Source organism: Flavobacterium tructae (genome assembly GCF_001853485.1).
Classification (GTDB): domain Bacteria; phylum Bacteroidota; class Bacteroidia; order Flavobacteriales; family Flavobacteriaceae; genus Flavobacterium; species Flavobacterium tructae.
In genome coordinates this window covers 14,435-26,829 of the sequence record NZ_MIKE01000004.1, presented here as the reverse complement: position 1 = coordinate 26,829, position 12,395 = coordinate 14,435, and the positions used below count along the sequence as shown (strand labels likewise).

Below are 12,395 nucleotides of genomic sequence, written 5' to 3'. Positions count from 1 at the left end.
AAATCAATTTTAAAGATTTAAAAATAAATTAATTCAATACAGAATAAAAATAAAGTTATGAGAAAAGTAAAATTTTTGATAGTGATTCTTTTGGCCATGCAAATCAATGGACAGAATTTAAAAATAATGACTTACAATATTCGTGTAGACCTAGCAGTTGATGGTGATAATGACTGGAGCCACCGCAAAGATTTTTTTACATCCCAAATTCAGTTTTATCAGCCCGATGTATTTGGAATTCAGGAAGCGGCACCAAATCAGGTAAATGATATTGCAAGTAACCTTGCTCAATACAGTTTTGTTGGTATAGGAAGAGAAGGTGTTGGAAAAGGGGAATCCTCTACTATTTTTTATAATAGAGAGCGTTTAAAAATGCTTTTAAATAACACATTTTGGCTTTCAGAAACACCCGGTGAAATTTCTTTGGGTTGGGATGCGGCATATAAAAGAGTCTGCACCTATGCTTTGTTTAAAGATCTAAAAACAAAGCAGCTTTTCTGGATTTTCAATACCCATTTAGATCATGTTGGTGAACAGGCAAAAATAAATGGTATAAAACTTATTCTTGCTAAAATTAAAGAAGTGAATAATAAAAATTATTCGGTCATTTTTACTGGAGATTTAAATTCAGAGCCTGAATCAGAGGGCATTTTTCTTCTAAAGAAAGAAATGAAAGATACCAGAGAAGTTTCAAAAACACTACCTTTTGGTCCTTCTGGAACTTTTAACGGTTTTAAGCACAATGAACCCGTAACACGATTGCTGGATTATATTTTGATATCTAAAGATACTGGTTTTAAAGTAGAAAAATTTGCTGTTTTAAGTGATTCAAAAGACTTAAAATATCCATCCGACCATTTGCCTGTTTATGTAGAATTGAGTTATTGAAGGAATATATATCCGATTAAATAGAAAACCTTTTGATAATTTGTAAGAAAAAAAAAACTAATATATTTAAATTAGCATTAGGGTAAACGGGATAGTAAGAACAAAATGAAGCCTCATTTTGATACAAACAAATTCGCTTTGAACAAGATTGAATTTTATATGTAGGCTAGTTTTAAAATAATTAGGTATATTATTAAGGAAAATTAGTTATTTTTATCGTTAAAAGAAATAGAACTTCCTTACATAATTACGTTTGTTATAATAGAAAAAAATAAAAATTCAGTTATATGCAAAAACCTGAAATACCTGATAACGAGCATCTTCGTTTCGAAGCCTTAGATGCTTATAAAATACTAGATACATTGCCTGAAGATGAGTATGATGCCTTAACCAAAATAGCAGCACAAATTTGTGGTACACCCATCGCATTGGTCACTTTAGTTGATCATAATCGACAATGGTTCAAATCGCATCATGGTTTAAATGCAACCGAAACTCCAAGGGATTTTGCTTTTTGTGCACATGCAATAAACACACCGGATGAATTATTTATTATTCCGGATGCCACTAAAGACGAAAGGTTTCATGATAATCCGTTAACAATTAATGACCCAAACGTAGTGTTTTATGCAGGCGCTCCGTTAAATACCAAAGACGGTTATTCTTTAGGGACGCTTTGTGTTATTGATACAAAACCAAGAGAAGGTCTTACAGAGAACCAACAAGAATCATTAAAGGCATTGGCCAATCAAGTGATTTCGCAATTTGAACTTCGTAAAAAAAATAGATTTTTAGAAGATTTGAATGATGAAATTATTAAAAAAAATGTGCAGTTGGACCAATTTGCTTATCGGCTTACTCATGATTTAAAAGTACCAATACGAGGTATAAATTCATTATTAATTTTTATAAAAGAAGATTATAAAACACTCCTTGAAGACACAGAATTAGAAGCTTGCATCGATTTAATTTATTCTCGAAATGAATACATGGATTTCTTAATTAATGGAATCTTAGAATATACAAAAGTTAGTAACGATCAAATTTGTTTTGAAGATTTTAATGTCGAAAGCACTATTCAATATATAGTTAATAATGGTGCTTTACATATTCCGACTCATATAAATTTTAGGAATTGCGATACCTTTATAAGGCATTCAAAAATAGGTTTTGTTCAAATTATTCAAAATCTTTTATCAAATACAACGAAACATACCGACAAAGAAGAATGTAATGTTTGGATTTCACTAACAGAAAATGAAACTAATTATTCTTTTGTTTATGAAGATGATGGGCCAGGTATACCAGAAAAATATTGGTTAAAAGTATTTGAGTTGTTTGAAACAGTTAACTCAAAATATGGTAAAAATGCCGGTATTGGCTTGTCAACAATAAAAGCCATAGTAGATCGAGTAGTGGGTACTATTTATTTGAAGAATAGAGAAGATAATAAAAAAGGTGCTTGCTTTTGTTTTGTTTTACCAAAAGAGTATAACTGTTAATTTTTGACGGAAGATTTTATCAGCCTACAACAAGCATTTTACTTTTTCTTTTAATAAAAGTAGTATCGAAAATTTGTTTGTGAAGCAAGAAAATAGCACTTCACTAGAATTACATCGCCTTTTAATGATTTTAATTTGGATAAAAGCTCAGAGCTTTTTGGGCAAAAAAGGTGGTAATATTTTTTGGTACTTAGCAAGTCTTTTTTGAAGGTGTAGGCAATTTCAAAATTGATTTTTAAAAGCGCAAAGTACAACAATAAATGGCAATGTAATTCTGGAAGTAACTGCAATAGTGGAACAATATTGGCGCAAACAGGGTAATGGCAGTGGCAAAAATGAAACAAAAATTAGTTTTAGTTTGTCATTTTTCAAATAACTTATAAAAAATTCTTTGCTTGATACTATAACTTATGGTAACTAATACCGTTTTTGAAATGTATCGAATAAAATTTTCTTTTTTAAACGGTTATTAACAATTTGAAGTGTTATTCCGATTAATGAAATGGCTAAAAAAATCATAATCAAAGTGTTTGCTTCGATAGGGATCTTTGGCTCTAGGTTTTTTCCAATAGTTATAATAATCATGGAGAATACTAAATAGTGCTCAGATTTGATTCCAATAGGAATTGTGTTTGCTAAAGTAATTGCTGTTTTCATTTTTCAGTGGTATTTGAATGAAACTTCATTTCTTGTTGATAAATAGTTTTAATTTTGAGTGTTTACTAAATCGAATAGATTATCTATCGAAGTTGCAATCACTGCTGACATTGTTAAATTGTTTTTGGAAATAATTATTTTATTAATTTTTATTTTTTTTGTTCCTTAATTCTGACACAAATCTAAGACGATTATAAGAATTGTTTTTTGTTTTTTCGATGAATAGCAGTTTGTTGTCGATCAATAATCAATCTTTATGCTTGAATTACAGTTGATTATGATTTTGTGTCGATAAATTAATATTAAAAATGGAAATCGTCCTTTTTTTTGTTTTTTTTAATATTCAGTTTACTTATTATATAGTTACAGACGTTCTACTTATATATAAGAAATTTTAAAAATCAGATGCAATGGCTATTCGATAAAAATTAGATTGAAGTATTAGGATCCCTTTTTAGATGTCGTTTTTTACTGGCTTCCGGATATTTTTTATGAATGAATTACATATAAAATACCATTCGTCGACACTTTTTTTGCAGTTGTCTACACTATATTATGAATTAGCTAAAAAAGACTCTTGCTTTAAAAGGAATAAAATACCTTTGAAGTTGAATAAGTATGCATCAAACTTTAAAATTAATAAAATGGCAAAATCGTTGAATATACTATTAATAGAAGATGATGCAATTGAAGTAATGAAATTCAATAGAGTACTAAAAAGTTTAGAACTCAATCATCGAATCATTGAAGCAAATAATGGAGAAGAAGCAGTTGATCTATTAAAAAGGAAAGAAATAATACCAGATGTTATTATTTTAGACCTTAATATGCCTAAACTAAACGGTATCGAGTTTTTATCTATCTTAAAAGCAGATGATGTATTAAAATATATACCAGCAATTATCTTAACTACTTCTAACAATCATAGAGACGTGATGGAGTGTTATAAAATAGGTATTGCGGGCTACATTTTAAAGCCTTTGAAATATGAGGATTATGTAGATAGGATAAAAAAAATACTAGACTATTGGAGCACGAATGAATTAATTTCTCAGTAAAAATAAGTAGCGTTATTTTTTGAATCTAGTACTAGAGATAAGAATTAAAGCTTTAAAATATTTTTTGTTTTTTATGTCATAAACAAATTGAAAACCACTTGAGATTTAAAACATTTGTAGTGTAAGAAAAAAAGTAGTACTTTACGTTACAATTCTAAAAGAGTTGAATAGCTGGAATTTGAGTTGGGTTTAGCAGTAGTCTTATCTACTTTTCGTAATCAAAAACATTCGAAATAATAGAATGTATCCAGATGCCGTATTCATGAAATTTTTAAAACTAAGGAGGTAACAACATGGAAAATTCTCAATTTCATTTTGATAGTGAAACATTCAATAGGATTTTCCCTTTTTATGTTTTACTAGACCACAACTTACTTATTCAAGACCGAGGTGAAGGTTTAATCAAAGTACTTCCGGACTTAAAATGCAGAGGATATTTCCTGAGATCATTTACAATTACCAATCCATTTATCGAAGAGCTAAATGTTGACAATTTTTATAAAGTTACCAATCAATTAGTTATAATAGAATCTGTTAAAGATAAAATTTCGCTTCGAGGACAATTTGAAAACTATGAAAGTGGCTATTTATTTATAGGTAGCCTATCGCATACTTCCTTGAATTATTTTGAAGAAAAAAAAATCTCTCTTTATGATTTCGCTAACTACGATGCAGCATTACAAAATTCTTTGAATACAATACATCAGCAAGAAAATCAATTAAAAGAAGCCAATAAGAAAATTGTTGATATTGCTCTTTTTACTACTCAAAGTCCAGATCCATTAATTCGGATTGATTTTGAGGGACATCTATTAAAAATGAATCCAGCAGCCGAAGATTTAAAAAATCTTATATTTCAGGGAATTGATTATGAAATTGAGGATTTTTTAAAATTTATCATTCATCAAATTGATAAGAGAAAAGAAAGATGGATGTTTGAGGCGGAGAATAATGGTAAGTGCTATTCTTTTGTTTGTAAAAGTCTGCAACAAGAGGGCTGTGTAAATATCTATGGACGAGATATTACAGAACAAAAAAGAAATCAAGAAGAGCTAAATAAGTTGTCCTTGGTAGCAAAAACGAATAAAAACGGCATTGTATTCACTTATCCGGATGGAAAGATATTTTGGTGTAATGATGCATATCTTAAATTGACAGGATATGAGAACGATGAAATCATTGGTAAAACACCTGTTGAAGTAGGTTCGGACGCTCTATCGAATAAAGAGGAGATCCACAGAATGATCAATGCATTTTACGAGGGAAATACTTTTGAAGTAGAAATTTTGCATGCTAAAAAAAACGGTGGCACTTTTTGGTCTAAAACAGTGGGACAACCCATTTTTGATTCCTCCAAAAAGGTGATTCAATATTTTGCAATGATTGAGGATATTTCTGAAGATAAACAAAAAGAAGAACAACTTTTATTACTTTCCTCGATAGCAGATAAAAATATTAGTGCAGTCATTATTTGCGACAGTGAAGGTAAAATTGAGTGGGCCAATAGTAGTTTTACCACAATGACTGGCTACTCCAAGGAAGAATTGATTGGTAAGAGTCCTGGTCGTTTATTACAAGGTGAAGCAACCAATCCAAAAACGATTGCTTATTTAAAGAATCAAATAAAACAAGGACTTCCTTTTACTTGTGAGATCTTAAATTATACAAAATATAAAAAGAAATACTGGGTTAGAGTACAAGGACAGGCGCTTCATAACAAACAAGGAGAGGTGATTAAATATTTTGCTATCGAAGAAAATATAAGCCAAGAAAAAGAGTTCAATCAACAGCTTATAGATTCTGAGAATCGTTTAACGTCATTAATAACCAATCTTCAATCAGGCATTTTACTAGAAGATGAGGATAGAAAGGTGCTAATTGCCAATAAAAGGTTTTGTAATTTATTCGATTTTAAAGGAGAACCAGAAGAGATGATAGGTTTTGATTCTAAAATGGCTACTGAAGAAAATAAACACTTTTTTAAAAGATCAGATGAATTTATTGAAAGGGTAGAAGAAATTTTAAGAAATAAAAAAAACGTCTTTTCTGAAGAAATTGAATTGGCCGATGGACGCGTTTACGAAAGGAGTTTTATTCCGATAGCCAAAGGCAAGAAAAATGATGGTCATTTATGGAGTTTTGAAGATATTACCATCAAGAAAAAGTACAAAGAAAGTCTAGAAGCAGAAAAAGAAAAATATAGAAATATTATTGCCAATATGAATATGGGTTTATTGGAAGTAGATATGGATGACGTAATACAATTAGCCAATCAGTCTTTTTGTGATATGAGTGGTTTCTCTTTAATTGATTTGTTAGGCAACAATGCATCTGAAATTTTGTTGCATCCTGAGGATAAAAAATTAGTAAATTTTAAAAATAAAGAACGGGTTAAAGGTAAGTCAGATTCGTATGAAGTTACTTCTATCAATAAAAAAGGAGAGACAAGATATTGGTTAATTAGCGGCGCTCCAAATTATAATGTAAATGGTGAAGTAATTGGTTCGATAGTTATACATTTAGACATAACTCGACAAAAGAGCCTAGAATTGCAAAAAGAAGAATTACTTAAAAAATTAGAAAAACAGAACGAGCAGCTCAATGATTATGCTCAAATTGTATCGCATGATTTAAAGTCACCACTACAGAGCATACATTCTTTAGTTACATGGATTAAAGAAGATAATGATAAAGAGTTTAATGCGCAAACGAGTCAATATCTTGATATGATTGAAGACAAAGTCGAGAAAATGGATCATTTGATTGAAGGAATTCTAACTTATTCTAAAGTAGATGATATTGAGATGATTACTGAGAATATTAATTTGAATGTTGAAATCAATAAAATAATTGATATTATTCATATACCTAAGAATATTGAAGTTATAGTAAAAAAAGAACTACCGACAATCAAAGCTGAGCGATTTAGAATGCAACAGTTGTTTCTAAATATCATCAGCAATGCGGTGAATTATATTGATAAGCCTCTCGGAATTATTCAAATAAGTTTTGAAGAGGAAAAAAAGCATTATATTTTTGCTATTAAGGATAATGGTCCTGGAATTGCTGCAGAGAATCAGGAAAAAATTTTTAAAATATTTCAGTCTTTTACATCTAATAAAAAATCAACAGGTATCGGATTGTCTATTGTAAAAAAAATAGTCGAGAATTACAAAGGAAACATTTGGATAGAAAGTGAACTGACTAAAGGTACAACCTTCTTTATTAAATTACCAAAATAGAAACTATGAAAATAATTCAAGCTTATAAAAAAAAGAATGAAAATTGGCAGTACCTAACAAATAAGGAAAAACTAAAAAATCCGCTGGTACTTGTTTTTGCCAATAGGATGCAATTAGAGCTTCCAGAAGTCATTGATGCTATTAGAAACGAGTTTCCTTATGAACATCTGGTTTTTGGCTCTACAGCGGGTGAAATTTTAGATGCAAATGTCTTTGATGATTCTATTGTTGTTAGTGCTATAGAATTTGAAAAAAGTACGTTTGCAATTAAAACCGATAATATTTTTAATCATAATAAAGATGCAAATGCTTTAGGGGAATCTCTTTACCAACAAATACCCAAAGAAAACTTAAAGCATTTATTTGTACTTTCAGAAGGTAGTTTCGTAAACGGAAGCTCACTTATTGAGGGTCTTGAGAATGGCATTCAAAATAAAGTGCCTATCTCAGGAGGAATGTGTGGAGACGATGCAAAATTTGAGAAGACATTGGCTTCTTATAAAGAAAATCCAAAAGAAGGAGAAGTCGTTTTAATTGGGTTTTATGGAGAAACTTTAGAAATTTCGTTTTCCAGTTTTGGAGGATGGAGCTCATTTGGTCCCGAAAGAATTATTACCAGATCAGAAGCCAATGTATTGTATGAAATCGATGGACAACCTGCTTTAGATTTGTATAAAAAATACTTAGGAGACAAAGCCAATGAGTTGCCGCAAGCTTCTTTGTTATATCCTTTAAATGTTACGCCCGAAGGTAAATCACAAGCTGTAGTTCGTACCATTTTAAATATCAATAACGAAGATCAGTCGATGATTTTAGCTGGAGAAGTGCCTGAAAATGCCAAAGTACAGCTCATGATGGCTTCTGTAGATGCTATCGCCGAGGGAGCTTCACAAGCGGCAATGTTAGCAATGCAAAATAGAATAAATCACCCACAACTTGCTTTACTAGTGAGTTGCGTAGGAAGAAAATTAGTTATGAATCAACGGGTTGAAGAGGAAATAGAGCAAGTGCAAGAAATAATAGGAAATGAAGTAGCAATTACCGGGTTTTACTCGTATGGCGAAATGGCTCCATTTAGCGAGAATACTTTTTGTGAATTACATAATCAAACCATGACTTTAACCCTAATCAGCGAATAATGAATACTCTTTTAAAAAGGCAAATTGCTAAATTTATAAACCCTGAGCACTTAAAAGATTTAAAGCATTTTTTGCAGGCAGTCAATGAATCTTATGATAATCACGAGGATCAGATGAACATGTTGCAGCGAGCAATGAAAATTAGTTCTGATGAACTTTTCCAAGCCAATAAAAAACTACGCGATGAAGCCAATAGTTTAAAAGAAATAAATTCAAATTTGACAGAAATATTGAATTCTATGAATTTGGATGCTGAAAAATTAGGTAATGAAAAAGATTTTAATCAATCCGATTTCTTAAAAAAACAATCTATAGAAATTGTGACTATGAATAAGCAAAGAGAAGAATTACTAAAGAGTTTAGAAAATCATAATAAAGAACTTAACGAATATGCTCATGTTGTTTCTCATGATTTAAAAGCACCACTCAGAAATATAGACACCCTTATTAATTGGGTCATTGAGGATAATAAAGAAATGGGTGAAAGTTGCTTAAACTCGCTTAATCAGGTACTTTTTAATGTCGAAAAAATGGATTTGCTCATCAAAGGAATTTTAGATTATTCTACTGTAGACAAGTTAGAATCTGAAGAAAGATTAATTGATCTTAATGAGGTAATTGACGAAATAAAGAGAGATATTCATATTCCGAAAAATATTGAAATTTCGATAATCAATGATTTACCAAAAATAAAAGGAAATACATGGCGATTCAAACAATTAATGCAAAATTTAATTGAAAATAGCATCCATTATAATGATAAGTCTCAAGGCCAAATTGAAATTGGTTGTAGAGAAAAAGAGCAAGATTTTGAATTTTACATCAAAGATAATGGCATCGGAATCGCTGAAAAATACCACGACAAAATTTTTAAAATATTCACAAAATTAGAAAGCAACAATCAAAATTCAGGAGTAGGGCTTTCTATAGTTAACAAAATTATTGAGTATTATAAAGGTTCGATCTGGCTTGAAAGTAAAGAAAACATTGGAACAACATTTTATTTTACCTTACCTAAAAACTATGGAACAGCCTAATTTAAATTATATTGACCAACTCTGCGGAGAAGACTATGCATTTAAGCAAAAAATGATTGCAATTATTAAAAAAGAACTACCTCTTGAAATAGATTCCTATCATAAATGTATGCAAGAGCAGCATTATAAGCTGGCAGCAGAGTGTGTTCATAAATTAAAGCATAAAATATCTATTTTAGGCCTTGAAAAAAGCTATGATATTACTCATGAATACGAAAATTACTTATTAAATGGCACACTTGGATCTGAAGACAAATTTGAAAGTATTTTACAGTTAATGCAAAATTTTGTAAACGATTTGTAAAAAAGCTTAGTTTACGAATGGTATTATTATTGGCAGTTAATACATATATTATGATACTTTACATTCTCCTATTATATGTCAGAGATATTAAAAAACAAATAGAGTCAAAATAATCTTTAACCGTTTGTCATAAAAGTACTTTTTTAATAAAAAAAGCGAAAAGCAAGTTATGGTTTTAACTTGCTCTATACTTTACTGGTTGTAGTTTTTTACCTGTAATGAAGTGCGATTTGGCCAATTTGACCAATAATTTTTATGGAATCTTTAAATGACAATTTCGAACCATCCATGTGAATCCATCTGTTTAAGGGTTTTTCTAAAATTAACTCTTGAGTCTTCGTAGAGCCATATATTTTTTTCATCCGCATAAAAATCTCTACATCAAAAACCCATTTTGTTATGAATTTTTCATTAAAGGTTTTTTCTATAATTTCTTTTGTCATTATTTTGGCGCCACATTGTGTATCGTTAATTTCCATTCCAAGAATTTTTCTAATGATATAATTTATAGTTTTGCTAATAATAGCTCTTGCGGATTGTTTGGTAATATCAGCTCCCATTCTTGAAATTCTGGAGCCAAAAACCAATTTGTATTTAGAGTTATAAATTGTATCTGCCAAATCTTGAAAATCATCGAAATTGGTCGATAAATCGGCGTCTAAAAAACCGATGTAATCAAATTGATTTTGCTTGGCCAAGTGTAACATTCCCAGACGGACAGCTTCGGCTTTTCCACCATTTTTTTTACAATCATAAACGCTAATATATTCTTCTTTTCCTTTTGTTAATTCATGCAATACAGCTAGTGTATTGTCTTTACTTCCATCGTTTACAAAACACAAATGGTAACCTAAATTTTTATGTACAAAAGACTTAAATTCATCACTAGACAAACGAGTTTCCTCGTTATAACACGGAATAACAACTCCAATACACTTGTTTTGGATATATCGCTCTTTCGAATTGGGTTTTTCCGTAACACTTTTTTCAATAGTAGAGCCTATTAATCTTTTTACTCTCGCACCAATTTCGCTTAAACTCAAAGGCTTCTTCATGTAGTCATCAATACCTAAATCAAAACCTTTTATAATGACTTCTTCATCAGTATTACCAGATAAAACCATTACAGGAGTGTTGTCTTTTTTGATTTGCTTGATATGTTTGACTACCTCCAAACCAGATTGATGCTCATTTAAAGATTCTGTATTAGAGAGATTAGACATATTAATGTCAACAATAACTAAATTTGGCTTTTCACTGTCATATTTAGCTATGGCATCGATTATATTGTCTGTACTTATAACTTCATATCCTAAACCACTTAGCAATTTTTCTAAAGACAACAAGACCAATTGCTGATCATCTACTATTAGTATTTTCATAATATTACATTTAAGTTTATTGTATTGATTTAAAACATTCTATATACATCATTATAATTTTGTCCATTGATAGGGCGCTTGCAGCCTGAAAATTAGCAATTGCTAATTCTTTTCGATAGGTATCGTTTGAAATAATTTTGTCAATCGCTATAGCTAAAGAATCGGCACTTTCCGGATTAAAAAATTCTCCTTTATACCCTTCATCTTTAATTAGCAAGGCCAAATCACCTAAATCAGGCATGATAACTGCTTTGCCGTAGCTTCCTGCTTGATGCAAAACTCCAGAACTACCAGTAGTAGATGTATAAGGGAATACCACAATTGTACTATCAGTAAAAATTCGTTCTACATTATTTTCTTCAACATAGCCGGTAAAAATTATTCCCTCAACGTTTTTGTATTTTTCTTGTACTCCATCTAAATATCCAGGTGTGTTTGGACTATCTGTTCCAGCAATCACGACTTCTAATTTTTCTGGATTTGTTTTTCTAACAATTTCGACTGCATCAATTAAAATTTCGACTTTTTTGTAGGTTCCAAATTTACCAAAAGCCATAATTTGTTTAGGGCCAGATTTAATTTCAAAATTAGGATTTTTGACTGATTCGAATGTCCCATGTGGAATTAGCATTACATTTTTGGTATGGTATTTAGCATTTAAAACATCCACATATTTATGAATAGTTACAGCAACTTTATTGGCTTTCAAAATGCATCTGGTAATGTTAGTTCCAATAAAATTATAGATCTTCTGCATGAATTTACTCTCTGTGAATCCTGCTTTTTCTAGATCAACTTGCTCTAAAATGTTATGTAATAAAACCACTGTTTTGTATCCAAAAAATCTCAAAATCATGGGTAACAATAATCCCAAGGCAGAAGGTGTTTTTTTATCTCCAAATTTTACAAACTGAAGATTAAACAAAATCACATCTGGTTGTTCTTCTCGAACTGCATTAAGAACAGAAAAAATAGTGGTGTAACTGTTAAATCTCCAACATTCTTTTACTTTTACCTTTTCTTTTTGGTCAAAGTCTAATTGTTTCGCTTCAGATGTTTTATCGGATAATAAAATTAATTCGGATACTTCTGAGTTTTGAACAAAGTTTTTTACCAAATGATAACCATATTCATTTAGTGTAACTTTACTTGGCGGAAATGCAGTGACTACAGCTACTTTCATATT

General features: G+C 30.3%; 10 protein-coding genes. 7 read left to right on the top strand and 3 right to left on the bottom strand.

Annotation, left to right across the window (positions count from 1 at the left end; translation table 11 throughout):
- Positions 1 to 57: 57 nt before the first annotated feature.
- Both BHE19_RS01435 and BHE19_RS01430 read left to right on the top strand, forming a co-directional pair.
- Positions 58 to 888 carry an endonuclease/exonuclease/phosphatase family protein gene (locus BHE19_RS01435; RefSeq protein WP_035625443.1) on the top strand — a complete coding sequence of 277 codons (831 nt, stop codon included), beginning with the start codon at positions 58 to 60 and terminating at the stop codon, positions 886 to 888.
- A gap of 287 nt (positions 889 to 1,175) precedes the next feature.
- Positions 1,176 to 2,390, top strand: a complete 1,215-nt coding sequence (locus BHE19_RS01430; RefSeq protein ID WP_035625441.1) for a sensor histidine kinase — start codon at positions 1,176 to 1,178, stop codon at positions 2,388 to 2,390.
- Positions 2,391 to 2,807: 417 nt separating this feature from the next.
- On the opposite strand, the gene BHE19_RS01425 is transcribed toward BHE19_RS01430, so the two are convergent.
- Positions 2,808 to 3,047 (bottom strand): hypothetical protein, encoded by a 240-nt coding sequence (locus tag BHE19_RS01425; RefSeq protein ID WP_035625440.1) that lies wholly within the window; start codon positions 3,045 to 3,047, stop codon positions 2,808 to 2,810.
- Between the two features lie 644 nt (positions 3,048 to 3,691).
- Between BHE19_RS01425 and BHE19_RS01420 the strand changes: the two genes are divergently transcribed.
- The 5 genes from BHE19_RS01420 (at position 3,692) to BHE19_RS01400 (ending at position 9,827) form a co-directional block, all read left to right on the top strand.
- Positions 3,692 to 4,105, top strand: coding sequence for a response regulator (locus BHE19_RS01420; RefSeq protein WP_035625496.1), 414 nt, complete (start codon positions 3,692 to 3,694; stop codon positions 4,103 to 4,105).
- Between the two features lie 293 nt (positions 4,106 to 4,398).
- The gene (locus tag BHE19_RS01415) at positions 4,399 to 7,347 is read left to right on the top strand and encodes a PAS domain S-box protein (RefSeq protein WP_051885884.1); all 2,949 of its coding nucleotides are present in this window, start codon (positions 4,399 to 4,401) and stop codon (positions 7,345 to 7,347) included.
- A gap of 5 nt (positions 7,348 to 7,352) precedes the next feature.
- A complete protein-coding gene (locus BHE19_RS01410) occupies positions 7,353 to 8,486 on the top strand; it encodes an FIST signal transduction protein (RefSeq protein ID WP_035625437.1) in 1,134 nt (377 codons plus the stop codon).
- Complete coding sequence (locus tag BHE19_RS01405) at positions 8,486 to 9,523, top strand: sensor histidine kinase (RefSeq protein WP_035625434.1); 1,038 nt, start codon at positions 8,486 to 8,488, stop codon at positions 9,521 to 9,523. Before BHE19_RS01410 ends, BHE19_RS01405 begins: the two co-directional genes overlap by 1 nt.
- Positions 9,510 to 9,827: a hypothetical protein gene (locus BHE19_RS01400; protein ID WP_035625432.1), complete on the top strand. Its 318-nt coding sequence runs from the start codon at positions 9,510 to 9,512 to the stop codon at positions 9,825 to 9,827. Before BHE19_RS01405 ends, BHE19_RS01400 begins: the two co-directional genes overlap by 14 nt.
- A 209-nt stretch (positions 9,828 to 10,036) precedes the next feature.
- Here BHE19_RS01400 and BHE19_RS01395 read toward each other — a convergent pair whose 3' ends face one another.
- The gene (locus BHE19_RS01395; protein ID WP_035625429.1) at positions 10,037 to 11,209 is read right to left on the bottom strand and encodes a response regulator; all 1,173 of its coding nucleotides are present in this window, start codon (positions 11,207 to 11,209) and stop codon (positions 10,037 to 10,039) included.
- A gap of 16 nt (positions 11,210 to 11,225) precedes the next feature.
- Positions 11,226 to 12,392, bottom strand: a complete 1,167-nt coding sequence (locus BHE19_RS01390; protein WP_035625426.1) for a glycosyltransferase — start codon at positions 12,390 to 12,392, stop codon at positions 11,226 to 11,228.
- Positions 12,393 to 12,395: the final 3 nt, after the last annotated feature.